The following is an 18,493-nucleotide window of genomic DNA, read 5'->3' on the forward strand; positions in this document are numbered from 1 at the left end:
AGCGACAACCGTGCACGACAGCCGGGCAGCGAGAGCGGTCAGTGGGCCGTCATGTCACCGGTGGCGGGTGACCCGGGGGCGAGGGCGTATCGCAGCAGCACGGCACCGTTCGCGGAGGCGACCGGCGGCTCCAGCAGAGTCAGGCTCGACGGCAGGGCCCCGTCCCGGAACACCTTCTTGCCGGTGCCCAGCACGATCGGGTAGACCCACAGGTTGAGCCGGTCGAACAGCCGTTCCCGCAGCAGCGTCTGTACGAGATCGACGCTGCCGATCACGTGGACGTTCTCGTGCTTGTCGCGTACCTGCCTCACGGAGTCGCCCAGGTCCGCGCCGAGCAGGGTGGAGTCCGCCCAGCTCAGGTCCGGCTTGCCGCGCGAGGCGACGTACTTCGGGATGCTGTTGAGGGTCCGCGCGATCCCGCCGTCGGAACCCTGCTCCTGGTGAGGCCAGTAGCCGGCGAAGATGTCGTAGGTGCGCCGTCCGAGCAGCAGCGCGTCCATGCCCTCCATGCCCTGGGCGACCTGCGAGCCGACAGTCTCGTCGATCAATGGCGCCTGCCATCCGCCGTACGGGAAGCCTCCTTCGGTGTCCTCGTCGGGGCCACCCGGCGCCTGGGCCACCAGGTCGAGCGTCGTGAACAGGTCGATGTGAATCGTGCCCATCGTGTCCTCCGGTCGTCGGTGTCAGAAGGGGAGACCAGCGTCGCGCCGCGATCTCATCGGTCATTGAGATCCGAGGTGACGCAGGATCCGGGCGCGCAGTGGATCATGCCGCGGTCCGAGGGCGTGGGCAGGATCCGACCAGTTCTCCCGCGGGTACAGCCACACCGGGCCGCCGACGATCTCCGGCGGCTCCCAGTCGTACCGGGGCCACACGTGAGCGTGCAGGAACGGATCGGTGTTGCCGAGAATCTCCAGGTTGACCCGCCGGAAGGCCGGATCCGAGCCGGAGCAGGCGCGCTCGACCGCCTCGCCGAGCCGTTCCATGCTCTCCAGGAAGGCGAGCCGTCGCGGCCGGGGCAGGTCGCTGAGCCGATCAGCTGCGGGATCGTCGGTCAGCAGCACGCAATAGCCGGGCAGCCACTGCACATCCCCGATCACCGCGAACCCACCCGCCAACCGCCGCAGAACCGTCGGGTTCTCCCCACGCAGCGATGACCCCACCCGATCCGTCCGCCAATCACCCACAAGACCATTCTCTGGTACGCCCAACGAAGCTAGCCTCCTAGGATGGGTAAGAGCGTGTGGACGGGACCACCAGCCGTGATCCCACCCGCGCAGTCGCGTGGGCACTCACCGGCTGGGTTGCGGTTTGCTCGAAGGGGACTAGATTGCGGGACAGCTGATCGATAAACCTGGATGGCTGTCATGTTCGAGCAGTTCACGATCGTGACCGACCCGGTGGCCGGATCCGTCGCGCTCTCCGCGATCTTCGCTTCGCTGTCGCTGCTGACACTCTTCGTTCTGCTCGGCGCGGTCCGTATGCGGGCCTGGCTGGCCGGGCTCATCTCGCTCGGTGTCGCCCTGGTCGTGGCGATCGCCGTCTACGGAATGCCGGTCGGCCAGGCGCTGCTGTCGGCGAGTGAGGGCGCCGCGTTCGGCTTCTTCCCGATCCTGTGGATCGTCATCAACGCGATCTGGGTCTACAACCTGACGGTCGTGAGTGGCCACTTCGACGTGCTGCGCCGGTCGATGGAACGGGTCAGCCCGGACATGCGTATCCAGGCGATCATCGTGGCGTTCTGTTTCGGGGCGCTGCTGGAGGCGCTGGCCGGATTCGGTACGCCGGTGGCCGTGACCGTGGTCATGCTGATGGCGCTCGGCTTCCGGCCGTTGCGGGCGGCGGCGGTGGCGCTGATCGCGAACACTGCTCCGGTCGCCTTCGGAGCCCTGGCCACACCGATCGTCACGCTCGGCACGGTCACGTCGGGTGCGGTCGCCGATCCGCGGCTCAACACCGAGACGCTCGGCGCCATGGTCGGCCGGCAGACGCCGATTCTCGCCGTCATCGTACCGCTGGTGCTGGTGGCCGTGGTCGACGGCCGCCGCGGTGTCCGGCAGACGTGGCCGGTCGCGCTGATCGCGGGTCTGACGTTCGGGGTCGGCCAGTTCGTGGCGTCGAACTACATCTCGGTCCCGCTGACCGACATCATCGCCGCCCTGATCTCGGCGGCTGCCGTGGTGGCGCTGCTGCGCTTCTGGCGCCCGTCGGAATCGCCCGACCTGCACGCGACGCCCGATCCCGGCCGTGTCCCGCAGGAGTCGTCCGGCTCGGACCCCTCGCGGGAGCCGACGCCGCTCGCGGCGAAGGGACAACAGCCGGCAGCGAGCGAAGGCGCGGGCGAAAGAGCGAGCGAAGGCCGGCGAGCGACGGCGGCGGTGCTGCGGGATCCGCCGGCGGAGGTGCTGCGGGCGTACGCGCCGTACCTGATCATCATCGCGATCTTCTCGATCGCGAACCTGGGCCCGGTCAAGCAGGCGCTGGCCGGCGAGCCGTGGACCGTGGTCTTCCCGTGGCCGGGACTGGATGTCATCGGCGCGAACGGCAAGCCTCTGGCCTCGACGAACTTCACGTTCGGCTGGCTGCCGGCGGCGGGCACCCTGATGATCCTGGCGGGGTTGCTGACGGCGGTGGTCCTGCGGATCCGTCCGGTGGAGGCGCTGAAGGCGTACGGCCGCACCTATGTCGAGTTGCGGCATGCGATCGTGACGGTGATGGCGGTGCTGGCTCTCGCGTACGTCCTCAATCAGTCCGGGCAGACGGCGACGCTGGGGGAGTTGTTCGCGGCGGCGGGTGGGGTGTTCCTGTTCCTGTCGTCGATCCTCGGGTGGATCGGGGTTGCTGTGACCGGTTCGGATACGTCGGCGAACGCGCTGTTCGGGGCGTTGCAGGTGCAGACCGCGACCGAGGCGGGTTTGGATCCGGTGCTGCTCGCGGCGGCGAACTCGTCCGGTGGCGTGCTCGGCAAGATGATCAGTCCGCAGAACCTCGCGATCGCGGCGTCGGCGGTCGGCATGGCCGGCAAGGAGGGCGACATCTTCCGCCGGGTGGTGGGCTGGAGCCTGGTGCTGCTGCTGTTCATGTGTGTGCTGGTCACCCTGCAGGGGACGCCGGTGCTCAGCTGGATGGTGCCGCGCTGAGGAAGCGGCCGGGACTGACGCCGAGGATGCGTTTGAAGTGCCGGTTCAGGTGCGGCTGGTCGTGGAAGCCGCTGTCGGCGGCGACGGATCGCAGCGGCTGTCCGGTAAGGATCAGGCGGCGGGCGGTGTCGACGCGGCGGGAGATCAGGTACTGGTGCGGTGACATGCCGAACTCGCGGCGGAACGAGCGGACCAGGTGCGCCACGTCGAAGTGCAGCGTGGCGGCCGCGGCGGACAGGGGCAACCCGTCGACGATGTGCTCTTCGAGCAGGTCACGCAGCGCGTGGGCGGCGGCGCGAGAGGCGGGCCGGTCGTCAGCGGGATCCCCGAGGTGGCTGCGGAGCCGGGCGAGGGCGAGGGCGAGCAGGCCTTCGGCGGCGAGTTCCTCCCCGGTGGTACGGACCAGCGCATGCACCCGGGAGATCGCGTGATGCAGGTCGCGGTCGACGATGGCGGGGGTGTCGACGCTGGCGCCGATGAGCCGGGCCGGCAGTAGGTGTTCGTCGAGGTAGAGCACGCGTTTGCGGAAGCCGCCGGGCCGGGCCGAGGTGCCGTTGTGCGGGACGCGTGGTGGCAGGACGGTGACCAGGTCGCCGAAGGCGCCGCGCTCGTGGCGGTCGAGGTCGTAGCGGACGGCGCCGTCGTCGACGAGCAGCACGGTCCAGGTGTCGTGGGCGTGCATGGGGTAGGCGTGTTCGTCGAAGTGGGCGTGCAGCACTTCCGCCACGCCGTCGAGCGGTGGCCGCCAGGCCTCCAGCCGGTGCACGTCAAAATCGTACAAGACCAGGTGGGAGCCCTCGGCCGACGATGGGGCGCATGAGGTTCAACTCCAAGATCGCTGTACTGCTGCGGGACGATCTGCTCACCTGGCAGCGCCTGAATGTGACCGCCTTCCTCGTCTCCGGCCTCGGCACGGCCGTCCCGGAGTTGGTGGGGCTGCCGTACCGCGACGGCGGCGACGTCGAGTACCTGCCGATGTTCCGTCAGCCGGTGATGGTGTTCGAGGCGGGCAAGGAACTGCTGACCGCGGCACACGCGCGTGGCCTGGGCCGGGTGGACATGGCGGTGTTCACCTCGGATCTGTTCGCGACCGCCCACGACGCGGCCAACCGGGATGCGGTCCGGGCGGTCGCCACCGCCGATCTGGACCTCGTGGGGATCGCCGTGCACGGGCCGCGGAACGCCGTCGACAAGATCGTCAAGGGCGCGCGGATGCACCCCTGAGTCGATTAGTAGCTGTCGCCAACAAATACCAGGGCACGCGCGTGGTTACGCAACGTGCGGACATTCGCCTCTTGTTACCCGCTAGAAGCCCTCTCGGTAACAGGGAGTGTTACGCAGCCGTTACTAACCCCCTCGTGAAACTCCCTCGTAAGAGCCGTATGTTGTCGGCAGCAACAAATCGAAGCTACAGCGGCCCGCTCCGGGCCCGATAGAAAGGAGACGCCGAGGTGTCCAAGAACTTCCGGGTCCTCGCCTCCGTCGCCATGGCCGCCACGCTGGCCGCGACCACCGCGTGCAGCAACACCCGCGACACCGAGGAGGCGTCGTCCGGCGGTTCCTCCTCGAACCTGATCGGCATCGCCATGCCGACCCGGAGCCTCGAGCGCTGGAACAACGACGGCGCGCACCTCGACGACCTGCTGAAGAAGGCCGGTTACACGACCTCGCTGCAGTACGCCGACAACAAGGTCGAGCAGCAGATCACCCAGATCGAGAACATGATCAACCAGAACCCGAAGGTTCTCGTTGTCGCCTCGATCGACGGCACCGCGCTCGGCCCGGTCCTCGAGAAGGCCGCCAACGCGAAGATCAAGGTCATCGCGTACGACCGCCTGATCAACGCCACGCCGAACGTCGACTACTACGCGACCTTCGACAACTACCTGGTCGGCAAGCTGCAGGGCGAGTTCATCGTCGACAAGCTGGGCCTCAAGGACGGCAAGGGCCCGTTCAACCTCGAGCCCTTCGCCGGTTCGTCGGACGACAACAACGCCAAGTTCTTCTTCAACGGCGCGTGGGACGTCCTCAAGCCGTACGTCGAGAGCGGCAAGCTGGTCATCCCGTCCGGCAAGAAGATCGCCGGCGAGGAGGACTGGAAGACCGTCTCCATCACCGGCTGGAAGTCCGAGACCGCGCAGGCGGAGATGGACAACCGGATCAACTCGTTCTACACCGGCGGCAAGAAGGTCAACGTCGTCCTGTCCCCGAACGACTCGCTCGCGCTGGGCATCGCGCAGTCGCTGGAGTCCAAGGGCTACAAGCCGGGCGCTGACTACCCGCTGATCACCGGTCAGGACGCCGACCTGGCGAACACCAAGAACGTCCTCGCCGACAAGCAGGCCATGACGGTCTGGAAGGACACCCGCACCCTGGGCGACCAGGTCGCGAAGATGGTCGACGCCATCGTCAAGGGCGGCACCGTCGAGACCAACGACACCAAGACCTACAACAACGGTGTCAAGGTCGTCCCGGCGTACCTGCTCCCGCCGGTCGTCGTCACCAAGGAGGACGTCAAGTCCAAGCTGGTCGACTCGGGCTTCTACACCGCCGACAAGCTCGGCCTGTAAGTAGATCTTCCGGCCGGGCCCACCTTCTGCGGGCCCGGCCGGTCCCCCCGGACGACCTAGAGCAAGCGAGTTGTGCGATGGCCAACGACACGACCCCGATCCTGGAGATGCGGGGGATCACCAAGACCTTCCCGGGCGTCAAGGCGCTCTCGGACGTCACGCTGAGCGTGGCCCGCGGGGAGGTCCACGCCATTTGCGGCGAGAACGGCGCGGGCAAGTCCACCCTCATGAAGGTGCTCAGCGGTGTCTACGGGCACGGCACCTACGAGGGCGACATCGTCTTCGAGGGCGAGACCTGCAAGTTCAAGACCACCCGCGACTCCGAGGAGCGCGGCATCGTCATCATCCACCAGGAGCTCGCGCTCAGCCCGTACCTGTCGATCGCCGAGAACATCTTCCTCGGCAACGAGCGGGCCAAGGGCGGCGTCATCAACTGGGCGCAGACCAACCGGCAGGCCGCCGACCTGCTCAAGCGGATCGGCCTGGACGAGCAGCCGGACACCAAGATCATGGACCTCGGTGTCGGCAAGCAGCAGCTCGTCGAGATCGCCAAGGCGCTGTCCAAGAAGGTCAAGCTGCTCATCCTCGACGAGCCGACCGCGGCCCTGAACGACGAGGACAGCGCTCACCTGCTGGAGCTGCTGCGCAGCCTCAAGGCCGAGGGCATCACCTCGATCATCATCTCGCACAAGCTCAACGAGATCGCCGCGATCGCCGACAGCACGACGATCATCCGCGACGGCCAGAGCATCGAGACCCTCGACATGCACGGCGCCGAGCCGGTGTCCGAGGACCGCATCATCCGCTCGATGGTCGGCCGAGACCTGGAGAACCGCTATCCCGACCACGTGTCGACGGTCGGCGAGGAGATCCTGCGGATCGAGAACTGGACCGTGCGCCACCCCAACGACCCGAGCCGGATCGTGGTCGACGACGCGTCGCTGAACGTGCGGGCCGGCGAGATCGTCGGCATCGCCGGGCTGATGGGCGCCGGGCGCACCGAGCTGGCTATGAGCGTGTTCGGGCACAGCTACGGCAGCGGCATCACCGGCAAGCTGTTCCTGCACGGTGAAGAGGTGTCGATCAGGAACGTGTCGGCGGCCATCGAGCACGGCATCGCCTACGCGACCGAGGATCGCAAGCACTACGGCCTCAACCTGATCGAGGACATCAAGCGCAACACCACCGCCGCGCGACTGGGCAAGATCGCCCGCGCCGGTGTCGTGAACTCCGCCAAGGAGATCACCATCTCCGAGCAGTTCCGCAAGGACATGCGCACCAAGACCCCGAGCGTCGACGTGCAGGTCGGCAAGCTCTCCGGCGGCAACCAGCAGAAGGTCGTGCTGAGCCGGTGGCTGTTCGCCGAGCCGGAGGTGCTGATCCTCGACGAGCCGACGCGGGGCATCGACGTCGGCGCCAAGTACGAGATCTACGAGATCATCAACAAGCTTGCCGACTCCGGCAAGGCCGTCATCGTGATCTCTTCCGAGCTGCCGGAGCTGCTCGGCATCTGCGACCGGATCTACGCGATGAGCCAGGGGCGCATCACCGGTCAGCTGCCCCGTGCGGAGGCCTCGCAGGAGAGCCTCATGCGTTACATGACCATGGAGAAGAGCGGAGCAACACGGTGAGCGCGTCCACCACTCTTCCGGCGCCGGCGTCCTCGCCCGGTTCCGGTGAGAAGAAGACCGAGGGCGGCTCGCTCGCCGCCTACCTCGGCGGGAACCTCAAGCAGTACGCCATGATCGCGGCGCTCGTCGTGATCACGCTGTGGTTCCAGTTCGACACGAACGGCCTGATGCTGCTGCCGAACAATGTCGTGTCGCTGATCCAGCAGAACGCGTACGTGTTCGTGCTGACCATCGGCATGGTCATGATCATCGTGGCCGGTCACATCGACCTGTCGGTCGGCTCGGTGGTCGCGTTCGTCGGCGGCATCTGCGCGCTGATGATCATGCAGTGGGACGTGTCCTGGCCGGTCGCGGTCGTGCTGTCGATCATCCTCGGCGGCATCGTCGGCGCCTGGCAGGGCTTCTGGGTCGCCTACGTCGGAATCCCGGCGTTCATCGTCACGCTCGGTGGCATGCTGCTGTTCCGCGGTCTGGCGATCAACTACGTCGGCACCACGGTCGGCGGCCTGCCCAGCGACTTCAACGCCCTGGCCAACGGCTCGCTGCCCAACTCGCTCGGGTTCATCGGCAACCTCGACGCGGTCACCGTCCTGATCGGTGCGATCGCGGCGATCGGCCTGGCGGTCAGTCAGATCCGCACCCGCCGCGAGCTGGTCCGCAACGAGCTGCGCACCGAGCCGTTCGCGGCTTTCGTCGGCAAGCTGGTCGTCGGCGTCGGCGCCATCGGTTACCTGACCTGGCTGCTGGCCAACAGCGCGGGTGGCATGCCGATCGTGCTGATCATCGTGGCGCTGCTGGTGCTGCTCTACTCGTTCCTGATGAACAACACGATCTTCGGCCGGCACATCTACGCGATGGGTGGCAACCTGCCCGCCGCCATGCTGTCCGGCGTGAAGACCAAGCGGGTCAACTTCCTGCTGTTCGTCAACATGGGCCTGCTCGCCGGTGTCGCCGCGGTCATCACCACGGCCCGTGCCGGTTCGGCGGTCGCCGCCGCCGGGCAGAACTACGAGCTCGACGCCATCGCCGCGGCCTTCATCGGCGGCACCGCGGTCAACGGCGGTGTCGGCAAGGTCACCGGCGCCATCATCGGCGCGCTCATCATGGGTGTGCTCAACATGGGCCTGTCGATCACCAACGTCCGCCCCGAGTGGCAGATGGTCATCAAGGGCCTGGTGCTCATCGCGGCCGTCGCGTTCGACATCGTGAACAAGCGTCGCGGCAAGTAAGCGTCGCGCGTGGGTAAGCCTTCCGGGGGGAAGGTACAGCGCCGTCCGGCCTCGTGCCGGGCGGCGCTGTTTACATTGCTGCGGCACGATTGGCACCGATCGGCCGAACGACGAGGAGACATGAGATGACCAGCATTCCCGACGAGCTGCTCGACCTGCTGGAGCGGCCGCTGTTCGCGGACCTCGCGACCATCCGGGAGGACGGCACCCCGCAGGTCAACCCGATGTGGTATGCGTGGGACGGCGAGTTCATCAAGTTCACGCACACGAACTTCCGCAAGAAGTTCAGGAACATCACCGCGAACCCGGCCGTCGCACTGTCGATCATCGACCAGGACAACCCGTACCGGTACGTCGAGATCCGCGGTGTCGTCGACCACATCGACCCCGACCCGACCGGCTCGTTCTACGTCGAGCTGGCCAAGCGCTACAGCGCGCCGTTCGGCACCGACGCGCCCAAGGACGCGGCCGACCGGGTGATCATCTACGTTCGCCCGACCTTTGCCGGCGGTCACTGACAACCTCGTGGGCCGGTTGCGGTTCGGCGGTGGTTGCGGTTGGACACTGCTCCTTCCGTACGATCAAAGTGGTGTTGATCTTATGATGACGCGATGCTGTCGTCGCCGATCGTGCTGGACCAGGAACTACTGACCGCCGCCGCCGAGGCGGACGGCTTCATGCCGGCCGACGAGGGGCGGGCGCTCGCCGAGGCCGCCCTCGCCGCACCCGCCGGCCCGATCCTGGAGGTCGGCAGCTACCTGGGCAAATCGACGCTCTACCTTGCCGCCGCGGCCCGCGCCCGCGGCGGCAAGGTGGTGACCGTCGACCACCACCGCGGCTCCGAGGAGCACCAGGTGGGATGGGAGTACCACGACCCGGGACTCGTCGACCCGGCCGTCGGAAAGATCGACACCCTGCCCGGTTTCCGCCGCACCATCGCGCTGGCCGGCGCCGAGGACGTCGTCGTCGCCGTCGTGACGCGCGCCGAGGACTTCGCGGGCCTGTGGTCCACGCCGCTGGCGCTGCTGTTCCTCGACGGCAGCCACACCGACGAATCCGCCCAGCGCGACCTCGACAGCTGGACACCGCACCTGGCGCCGGGCGGGGTCCTCGCCATCCACGACGTGTTCCCCGACCCGGCCGACGGCGGGCAGGCGCCCTACCGCATCTACCGCAAAGCCCTCGACAGCGGCGGCTACACCGAGCTCACCGGCCGCGGTTCGCTGCGGCTGCTGCGCCGACACCCGGCGTCCTGAAGATCTCCGACCTCGGATGGGCCGCGTGCAGGGCGTCGACGGCCAGCACCACCGCCGCTGCGGTCCACGTGGTCCGTTCCACCGGCCAGCGCACCCCGTCGGTCAGCACCAGCCCCGTCCAGTACGAACCGTCCGGCTCCCGCAGATGCTGCATCGCCGCGACCAGCCCGGTCGCGGCGTCGCGGTCACCGATCGCATCGAGTGCCAGCGCCAGCTCGCACGTCTCGGCACCCGTCACCCATGGCTGATCCGATACGCAGCGCGCACCGCGGCCCGGCACCACGAACTCGTCCCACCGTTCCCGCAGCCGGGTCGTCGCGCCCTCCCCGCGCAGCGCGCCCCCCAGCACCGGGTAGTACCAGTCCATCGAGTACCGGCTCTTGTCGGCGAACACCTCCGGATGCCGGCGGATCGCGTGCCCCAGCAGGTCGGCGGCCAGCTCCCAGTCCGGCTGCGGCTCACCGACCCGGTCGGCGATCGCGATTCCGCAGCGCAGCGCCTGGTGAATGCTCGACGATCCGGTCAGCAGCGCCACCTCGTCACCGGCCGCCCACCAGATCTCCCCGCCGGCGGCCTGGCACCCGGTCACGAAATCCAGCGCGGCCCTGACGGCCGGCCACAGCCGGGCCAGGAAGTCCTCGTCACCGGTGCACAGGAAGTGATGCCAGCAGCCGACCGCGAGATAGGCCGCGTGGTTCGTCTCGGCCGTGGCGTCGGCGACCACCCCGTTCTCGTAGCGCGACGCCCAACTCCCGTCAGCGCGTTGAGTACGACGCAGCCAGTCGTAGGCTGCCTCGGCCCGCTCGGTCTCCCCGCCCACGTCGAGGGCCATCGCGGCCTCGACGTGATCCCAAGGGTCGAGCTGGGCTTTCTCATGCCACGGAATCGCGCCGGTGGCCTCCTGCTCCGCGGCGATGCTGGCGACCGTGGCCCGGATGTCGTCGGCGCTCAGCACGCCCGGTAGATCAGGCACCGACACCCACGGTCACCTCCTCCTTTTTCAGATAGATCGCCACACTCTTGCCGATCAGCGGATTCAGCGCCTGCTCCAGCACCCGCGTCAGAGCCGGTTTGTCGGTGATATCCCAGACCAACATCCTGTGGTACGCCTTCGTGAGCCCCGCGTCGCCGATGGCGCACTTCAGCCACCAGTACGGGCTGTGCAGCGCGTGCGCGAACCCGTTGCCGGTCACCGTCAGCCCTGCCGAGCGCAGCCGGTCGGAGAGCTCGTCCTCCTTGTAGATGCGGACGTGACCGCCCTCGTTCGCGTGATACTCGTCCGACAGCGCCCAGCACACCCGCTCCGGCAGCCAGCGCGGCACCGTCACCGCCGCCAGCCCGCCCGGCCGCAGCACCCGGGTCATCTCCCGGATCGCCGTCACATCGTCCGGGATGTGCTCCAGCACCTCCGACGCGATGATCCGGTCGAAGCTGGCATCCGGGAACGGCAGGCACAGCAGATCACCCTGGACGGTCGTGGCGCTGGCCGTGACCGGGACCTCCCCGGCGAGCTCCATCGCCGTACACCACGACGCGGTAGTGGCCAGATCCTTCTCGTTCAGATCCAGGGCGACGACATCCGCGCCCCGCCGGTACGCCTCGAAGGTGTGCCGGCCCTCGCCGCAACCCAGATCGAGGACCCGCATCCCAGGCCGCACATCAAGCCGGTCGTAGTCGACGGTCAACAATGTGTTCCTACCCGCCCTTTCGTTGCCCGTGCCGGGCCTACTGGTCAGTAACCCTCGTGCATTGTCGCTGGCGGTCCGCTCCCCCTGATGCGGCAGGGTCCCCCATTCGATCTAGACCGTCCCCGGCCCATCCCCAGCCCGCCCCGCCTCGTGCCGCCCCGCCTCGGTCCTCGCCTGCGCCGCTCCGCCTCGGTCCCTGCCCTGCGCCGCTCCGCCTCGGTCCCTGCCCTGCGCCGCTTTACCTCGTGTCGGCTTGCCTTTTGCGCAGTTCCGCCTCTCGCGGGCCGGCCTTGCGCCGGTCCTGCTGCGCGGTGCCTGCTGCGCGGTGCCTGCTTCGCGGTGCCTGCCTCGCGGTGCCTGCCTGGTGCCGGCCCGCGCCGCACCGGCGGGCCTTGCATCGGGCCTGCCTCGCGCCGCCGGTGCGGCCGGTCCGCGTGGCTAACCGGCCGGAACCGCCCGGCTGGGATCCGGACTCGCGCCCTTGCCGGTCTTCGCCCGGTGCGCGGCGATGGCGTCGGCGTACCACTCGGCGGTACGGATCGCCGTCCGCCGCCAGGTGAACTGCTCGACCACCCGACGGCGACCCGCGGCGCCCAGCCGTCGGCGCAGCGGCTCGTCGTCGAGGAGCCGCCCGATCGCGGCCGACAACGCCTCGGCATCACCCGGCGGTACGTGCAGCGACACCAGCCCGTCCGGCCCCGTCACCTCAGGCAGCGCCCCCGCGGTGGTGACGACCAGGGGAACCCCACAGGCCATCGCCTCGACCGCGGGCAGCGAGAAACCCTCGTACCGGGACGGAACAGCCGCCACCGTCGCCGACCGGAACAGGCCCGCGAGCTCCGCGTCGGAGATCCCCGACACGAACCGCACCGCCTCGTCGAGCCCCAGCCGGGTGATGGCCCGGGCGGCCGCCCCGTCCGGCCGCGCCGACCCGACGACGACCAGCTCGACGTCATGATCGGCACGAAGCTTCGCCACCGCCTCGATCAGCTCCGGCAACCCCTTGAGTGGAACGTCCGCGCTGGCCACCGCAACGATCCGCCCATCAGCGGCCCCTACACCGCCGTCCATCCATGCCGCAGCCCGCTTAGCCTCGCCATCGCCGCCATCGCCGCCATCGCCGCCATCGCCGGCCGGGCCCGCGGTCCCCGGCTCCGCCCCGCTCTCCGCGTCGGCTTCGGTTTCCGCTGCCCGAGCCGCGCCGAATGCCTCGAATTTCGCCTCCGCGGCTGCGCTGAACGTGTCGACTTCTGCTTCCCGGGCTGCGCTGAACGTGTCAACGTCTGCTTCCCGGGCTGCGCTGGACAGTTCACCGGCTGCCTTCGGGGCCGGGCTGAACGTGTCGACGTCGACGCCGACCCCGATGACTCGCAGCCGCTCGGACGGCACCCCGAACGCCTCGACGATCTCGTCCCGCGCGGCGTGCGACACGGTAGTCAGCCACGGCAGCCGCCGGGCCACCCGAGCCTGCATCCGTGTGAACGCGTACCACCGCCGCAGCGACAGCCGCCGTTTCCAGTCCGGCGCCGCCGCCAGTTCAAGATCCCGATCAACCGTGATCGGATGGTGAATGGTGGCCACCAGGGGCGTATCGGTCCAGCTCAACGGCAACAGCCCATACCCGAGGCACTGGTTGTCGTGGATGATGTCGAACTCGGCCAGCCGCTCCCGCAGATGCCGCCAGGCCCGCAACGAGAACGTCAACGGTTCCGGAAACGCCCCCGTGCACATGGCCGTCCACTCGAGGACGTCGATCGGCGACTGGAACTCCGACCTCTTGGGTGTCCGGAACGGATCCGGTTCACGATAGAGATCGAGACTCGGCAGAACCGTCAGCTCGACCCCGTCGTCCAGCTCCGGAAGCGGCGGCCCCGAGAACACCTCCACCCGATGCCCGAGCCGCACGAGCTCCCGCGACAAATGCCGGACATAGATCCCCTGCCCACCACTGTGCGGTTTGCTCCGATAGGACAGAAGGGCGATACGAAGAGGCGCGGAGATCACCAGATGACCCTAGCCGCGCCTGAGCCGGAAGGATCACACCGGTCTTCCCCTACCCGTACGCGTGATGCGCCGCGCTTGCGGGGCTGCCGGCAACTCAGCGGAAGAACCACCGCTGGTTGTTGCCGCCGGTGCAGACCGTCACGGTGACACCGTTGCCGGGCCGGGCACCGGAGTTCGGATCGGTGAGGCACATCCCGTTGGCGGCGTTCGTCAGGGTGCCGTTGTTGAACAGGTGCCACTGAGCGGTGGTGCGTCCGTCGCAGGAGGTCAGTTCGACGGTGCCGTCACCGACCACGTAGGCGCACATGTCCAGCACCTCGAGCGTCCGATCGGAGTTCAACTGCCACCGCTGCGGACTGGTGCCGTTGCAGTCGTCGACGTCCACGTCACGCCCGTCAGCGGCCTCCCCGCCACGCAGGTCAAGGCAGAGGCCGTTGCCGGTGACCAGAAGCCCGCGCCCCGTACCGATCGGGTCGGGCAGCAGCTGAGCCGGCGGCGGCGGAACCACGGTCGCCGGACTGCCGGTGGCCCCGGCGGACGAGCCCGCGGACGTGCCGGCCGAGGGAGGGCCGACCGCCGAGGACGGTGGCGTGGCGCGAGGCGACTGCGTGGTCCCGGCCGGATCGCCGGAGTCGTCGCCGCTGCCGCTGCCTCCGCCGTCCCCCGGGAGCCCGCTGGGACCGACTTCGGACGATGTGGCCGGTCCGATCGCCGCGGGCAGCGACTGAGCCGGTGACGATGCCCAGTCGTCGTCCCGGTCATCCGGCCGCAGCAAGGCATAGCCGGCGACGGTCAGGACCGCCGCGACCCCGGCCCCGGCCAGCACCAACGAGCGCCGCCGCCACACGTCCGGCTTGCCCGGCCCGGAATCACCGGCCGTCGCAACGACCGGCAGCAGCTGAGTGGGAAGTTCCCCGGCGGTCTGTTCCACGGGCCAGGTCGAGGCAGAGGGTGGCGGCTCCTGCCGATCGCCGTCCGGCAGAACGAACGGACGCACCAGCAACGGATCGCGATTGTCGCCCAGATCCTCGCCCACTTGGCGTTGACACCCCCCGGTCCCGGCACCGGTGCCCCAACTTACCGTCATTCAGTAGCCCTCGTGGGGTCCGTTCGGTCGATGTTTGCCATTACCCAAATCCGTTGGCCGACACCGGCCCACCCCGCGAACCACCCTCACCCGCCGCGGCAGACCGGCTGCCCACCCCGCACAACACGCCGCTCTCGTTCCAGCCATCTCCTGCTCAGCCGCAATATCGCGTCTTCCCGCCTCACCATCCCGTATCACCTCGACCGGCACGTCGCCTGACGCCCGCAGGCGCTCCACGAGCGCCAGACTGTCCAGACGAGACCCAAGCCGATCCAGGGCTCCCGCCGCCAGGGCTCCCGCCGCCAGGGTGGCTCCATCCACGCCACTGAACCTCAGGCCGATCACGGGCTCAGCCATCCGTCTGCTGGCTCAGTCAGCGCCGTTGAGCGCCGCACCGATTCAGAGCTCAGCCGTCCGGCGGCTCGGTCAGCGCCGTTGACCGCCGGACGGATCAGGGGCTCAGCCGTGCGCCGGCTCGGTCAGCGCCGTCGAGCGCCGGATCGATCAGGGGCTCAGCCGTCCGGCGATTAGGTCGGCGCTGTTGAGCGCCGGACCTGTCCAGGGCCCAGCCGCCAGGCGATGTCGACCTGCGTGCTGAGCCCTGGATGACCCGATCAGGACTTCCAGAAGGAGCGCTTCGGGACGGGCTTGCCGGTTGCGAACTCCTCCAGGACACGGATCGCGGCAGCCCACCGGTCGTCCAGCGGCCCGTCACCGTGGAGCAGCGTCACCAGCTCACGGACCGGGTCGAGGGACGTGTCGCTGACCGGCTCGAGCAGGACGGTCAGGCGGCTCGCCAGGTCGTCGAGCAGGTCGCGGCGGTCGAGCGCGGGCAGGCCCTCCGCCTCACGCAGCCGGGTGACCTCGACGGCGACGAGCTCGCGCAGCTCGTCCACCGACAGGCCGCCATCAGCCGAACCGGAGTGACGCGACCGCGACCGCGCGGGCGCGCCGGCCGCCCGTCCGCGGCCCACCAGCCCTGAGAACCCGCGGGGCACCGCGCTGGCCGGGATGCCACTCTGGGCCGGCGGCGGCGGAGCCCCGAACGCCGGTGCGGGTGCGCTGTCGAGACGAGAGGTGGCGTCGGCTCCGGACGACCTGCCCGCGTCCGGTGCGCCGGACTCGGCGACAGAGTCCGGCGCGGACGCCCGCTTCGCGCGCGGCGGCACGAACCCCGGCCGACCGGGTGCCGGGGAACCCGGTGCCGGCATCGGCGGCATCGGCGGGACCGCACCCGGAGCACCCGCGCCGACCGCGCCGGGGAACGGGGAAGAGGCGGCCATGAAGAACGGTGCAGGCGGCGGGGGAGCGTCGGGCGTCTCCCACCCGGACGGCATCTCGACGGGCTGGGTGACCCGCCGCGCGTCGCCGCCCTCGTTGACCACCCGCTCGTCGACCGCCACGAACGCGGTGAACCGGCAGAGCACACCGAACCTCAGCGAGGTGCGCACGATCTCCGGCTCCAGCGAGAGATCCCCGGACGAATACGCGTCCTCCAGATCACGCAGGCGGGCGCGCGCCCACAGGGAGGTGACGGCTGTCTCGGAGCTGCGCTGGACCGCAACAGCTGTCCGGAACTCCTGGTCGTCACGGGTCCGCCCGGTCACGGTGAGAGCACCGTCGGGCGTGCCCGTGTAGCGGCCGGTGATGACGAGCGGCGCTCCCGGGTAGAGGCCGGGCAGCCGGGAGGGGCTGCGCGTGCCGTCGAGCGGGCTGAAGCCGTCGCCGGTCACGGAGATGCCGGTGACGACCGGAGCGCCGATGCGCCGGTGGATCTGCTCCATCGCCTCGTCGAGGCGGTCCTCGCTCTCCACCAGCTCGGCCCGCCCGGCGCCGATCGCGGCGAGGCGGCCCAGGAATCCGGCGTTGACGGCCCGGTCGATGCCGACGGTGTGCACGCGGATCGCGCCGATCAGCGGGCTGACCTGCTTGACGATCTGGTCCTCGTTACCGACCTGGCCGTCGGTGACCAGCACGAGCACCCGGTCACGACCGGGGCTGTCGGCCAGCAGGGCCAGGGCGGAGGTGAGCGGCGCCAGCAGCTCGGTCCCGCCGCGGGCGTCGGCACGGGCGAGGTGCTCGACGGCACGGAAGCGGTGCCGGTCGGTGGCCTCCACCAGCCCGTCGCCGAGGCCGTCCGGCCGGTCGACCACGTGGTCGAAGGTGAGCACCGCGAACCGGTCATCGGCGGTCAGCGTGTCGATGACCCGGGCTGCGGCCCGGCGGGCGGCCACCATCTTCCACCCGCCCATGCTGCCGGAACGGTCGAGCAGCAGCACCACGTCCTTCGGGCGTGGGGCGGCGGACGCCTCCGGCGGCAGCACGACCAGCTGGTAGGTGCCCTGGCCGCCCTCACTGTCACCGTCACCCTCACCGGCGGGGTCGGGCACGGCGACCGCCGACTCGCCGCCGGGCGCATACGCCAGCCGCAGCACGAAGTCGCGGTCGGCCCGTTCGCCCGGCTGGATGCGCAGACTGCCGTCGTGTTCGGTGACGGTGTGCAGGCTGGAGCGGACCTCGCCGAGTTCCAGGCCGGCCGGGTCGATGTCGACGTTGATGGACAGCCGCAACGGGTTGGGGAAGCCGGGCAGCAGAACCGGCGGTGAGATACGGGAGGCGTCCGGGACGGCGTCGGTGTCGGACTGTTGCCCGTCACCCGCGGACGGGCCGGGCAGCGGGACGCCGGGCACATAGCGCGGGGCCACGACCAGCGGGAACCGGAAGGTGGCGGCACCGTCCTCATACGCCAGTGGGCCGACCAGCCGCAGCCGCACCACCACGCGCTCGCCCGGCAGGATGTTGCCGACCCGCATGGTGAAGACGTCCGGTCGTTCCTCCTCGGCGATCGACGCCCGCCGGCCGGCCGCGATGGCCTCGTCGTACTGCTGGCGGGCGGCGCCGCGCTCATGCAGCTCGGCGGTGACGACGCGGTCGGCCGCGGTCATCGTCATGCCGGTGACCGCCGCTCGGTCGGGCAGCGGGAAGACGTAGGTGGCCTCCAGCGCCGTGTCGTGGGCGTTGACGAACTCGGTGGTGAGCTCGGTGCGCACCAGCAGGCCGCTGATGGTGGCACGGACGTCGAGACGGTCCAGCGGAAGGTTGCCGCGTTCGGTGAGCAGGGTGCCCAGGCCCGCGTCGGACACCGGGCGGTGGCGCTCCAGCTCTGCCGATCCCATCGGGTTCACGGAAATGATCATGATGTTCTCCCATCGGTGAGCCCGCGGGCCGCGAGCAGGTGGAGCAGAGGCCGGGCGGCCGCGGCGATCTCGTCGCGGTCGAGGTCGGTGGTGTGGCGGGGCAGCAGCAGGATCACTCCCTCGCCGAGTGGCACCCCGGTGATCAGCGCCTGCAGGAGCGGTGGCGGCGCGCCGAGCGTCTCGACGGCTGCCGCCAGCTCACGCCGGGTGACACCGGCCGGTGCCGCGTCGCCGTTCTCGTCCGGCGCCGGCTCCGCCGGCAGGATGCGGACCGGGGCGGCGGGGGAGGCCTTCCAGAAGTCGGGTCTGCCCCGGTGCGCGGGTGGCGGTGACCCGTCGGTGCGCAGCACCTGATCGGGCACCCGGGCGACCGCGGCAAGAGTCTCCTCGGAGGCTCCGGCCAGCTCCGCCTGGATCTCGGCGAGAGTCATACCCGCCGCCTGCCGTCGCTTGATCGCGACGAGTTGCAAGAGATGCCGCGGTCCGTAGAGAACGGTGCGCCCTCGCGTGCCGAGTGGCCGGTCCACCAGGCCGATCGTCGTGTACCACCGGATCGACCTGCGGTCGGGAACCTCCCGGACGCGGCCGTTGGGGGCGCCCGGGTACTCCGCGGCGAGTGCCGCGCTCACCCGCTCGACCAACTGCTCCATCGTCCACATGCCCCGACAATGACACTGTCACTGTGACACTG

16 protein-coding genes are annotated in these 18,493 nt (G+C 69.6%); 7 read left to right on the plus strand and 9 right to left on the minus strand.

The window, feature by feature from the left end:
• Positions 1-38: 38 nt before the first annotated feature.
• Positions 39-662: a dihydrofolate reductase family protein gene (locus CLV67_RS34560; protein WP_106326040.1), complete on the minus strand. Its 624-nt coding sequence runs from the start codon at positions 660-662 to the stop codon at positions 39-41.
• A gap of 60 nt (positions 663-722) precedes the next feature.
• Entirely contained in the window at positions 723-1,100 is a 378-nt protein-coding gene (locus tag CLV67_RS34565) for an HIT family protein (protein WP_239166342.1), read from the minus strand.
• 258 nt (positions 1,101-1,358) lie between these two features.
• Here CLV67_RS34565 and CLV67_RS34570 point away from each other — a divergent pair, with 258 nt between their 5' ends.
• Positions 1,359-3,140: an L-lactate permease gene (locus tag CLV67_RS34570; protein ID WP_106326044.1), complete on the plus strand. Its 1,782-nt coding sequence runs from the start codon at positions 1,359-1,361 to the stop codon at positions 3,138-3,140.
• On the opposite strand, the gene CLV67_RS34575 is transcribed toward CLV67_RS34570, so the two are convergent.
• Complete coding sequence (locus CLV67_RS34575) at positions 3,118-3,906, minus strand: helix-turn-helix transcriptional regulator (RefSeq protein ID WP_239166343.1); 789 nt, start codon at positions 3,904-3,906, stop codon at positions 3,118-3,120. The genes CLV67_RS34570 and CLV67_RS34575 overlap by 23 nt on opposite strands.
• 50 nt (positions 3,907-3,956) lie before the next feature.
• Between CLV67_RS34575 and CLV67_RS34580 the strand changes: the two genes are divergently transcribed.
• The 6 genes from CLV67_RS34580 to CLV67_RS34605 all read left to right on the plus strand — a co-directional run bounded on the left by CLV67_RS34580 (position 3,957) and on the right by CLV67_RS34605 (position 9,826).
• Entirely contained in the window at positions 3,957-4,364 is a 408-nt protein-coding gene (locus CLV67_RS34580; RefSeq protein WP_203737126.1) for a DUF2000 domain-containing protein, read from the plus strand.
• A gap of 227 nt (positions 4,365-4,591) precedes the next feature.
• Positions 4,592-5,710 carry a multiple monosaccharide ABC transporter substrate-binding protein gene (gene chvE, locus CLV67_RS34585; protein ID WP_203737127.1) on the plus strand — a complete coding sequence of 373 codons (1,119 nt, stop codon included), beginning with the start codon at positions 4,592-4,594 and terminating at the stop codon, positions 5,708-5,710.
• A 77-nt stretch (positions 5,711-5,787) separates the two neighbouring features.
• Complete coding sequence (gene mmsA / locus CLV67_RS34590; RefSeq protein WP_106326051.1) at positions 5,788-7,341, plus strand: multiple monosaccharide ABC transporter ATP-binding protein; 1,554 nt, start codon at positions 5,788-5,790, stop codon at positions 7,339-7,341.
• Entirely contained in the window at positions 7,338-8,570 is a 1,233-nt protein-coding gene (mmsB, locus tag CLV67_RS34595; protein WP_203737128.1) for a multiple monosaccharide ABC transporter permease, read from the plus strand. Before mmsA ends, mmsB begins: the two co-directional genes overlap by 4 nt.
• Before the next feature lie 125 nt (positions 8,571-8,695).
• The gene (locus CLV67_RS34600; RefSeq protein WP_106326053.1) at positions 8,696-9,088 is read left to right on the plus strand and encodes a PPOX class F420-dependent oxidoreductase; all 393 of its coding nucleotides are present in this window, start codon (positions 8,696-8,698) and stop codon (positions 9,086-9,088) included.
• A gap of 93 nt (positions 9,089-9,181) precedes the next feature.
• Entirely contained in the window at positions 9,182-9,826 is a 645-nt protein-coding gene (locus CLV67_RS34605; RefSeq protein ID WP_106326055.1) for a class I SAM-dependent methyltransferase, read from the plus strand.
• Here CLV67_RS34605 and CLV67_RS34610 read toward each other — a convergent pair.
• From CLV67_RS34610 to CLV67_RS34640, 6 genes are all read right to left on the minus strand, one after another.
• On the minus strand, positions 9,777-10,799 hold the full coding sequence (locus CLV67_RS34610; RefSeq protein ID WP_239166344.1) for a prenyltransferase/squalene oxidase repeat-containing protein: 1,023 nt from the start codon (positions 10,797-10,799) through the stop codon (positions 9,777-9,779). The two genes, CLV67_RS34605 and CLV67_RS34610, sit on opposite strands and share 50 nt — an antisense overlap.
• Positions 10,792-11,511, minus strand: coding sequence for a class I SAM-dependent methyltransferase (locus tag CLV67_RS34615; RefSeq protein ID WP_211304167.1), 720 nt, complete (start codon positions 11,509-11,511; stop codon positions 10,792-10,794). Before CLV67_RS34615 ends, CLV67_RS34610 begins: the two co-directional genes overlap by 8 nt.
• Before the next feature lie 441 nt (positions 11,512-11,952).
• On the minus strand, positions 11,953-13,518 hold the full coding sequence (locus tag CLV67_RS53790) for a glycosyltransferase family 4 protein (RefSeq protein WP_239166345.1): 1,566 nt from the start codon (positions 13,516-13,518) through the stop codon (positions 11,953-11,955).
• A gap of 94 nt (positions 13,519-13,612) precedes the next feature.
• A complete protein-coding gene (locus tag CLV67_RS34630; protein ID WP_106326061.1) occupies positions 13,613-14,554 on the minus strand; it encodes an RICIN domain-containing protein in 942 nt (313 codons plus the stop codon).
• A 665-nt stretch (positions 14,555-15,219) separates the two neighbouring features.
• Positions 15,220-17,802, minus strand: a complete 2,583-nt coding sequence (locus tag CLV67_RS34635; RefSeq protein ID WP_106326063.1) for a VIT domain-containing protein — start codon at positions 17,800-17,802, stop codon at positions 15,220-15,222.
• Entirely contained in the window at positions 17,799-18,461 is a 663-nt protein-coding gene (locus tag CLV67_RS34640) for a helix-turn-helix domain-containing protein (protein WP_106326065.1), read from the minus strand. The genes CLV67_RS34635 and CLV67_RS34640 overlap by 4 nt, the downstream gene beginning before the upstream one ends.
• Between the last annotated feature and the right edge of the window lie 32 nt (positions 18,462-18,493).

The organism is Actinoplanes italicus (assembly GCF_003001815.1).
Lineage (GTDB): Bacteria > Actinomycetota > Actinomycetes > Mycobacteriales > Micromonosporaceae > Actinoplanes > Actinoplanes italicus.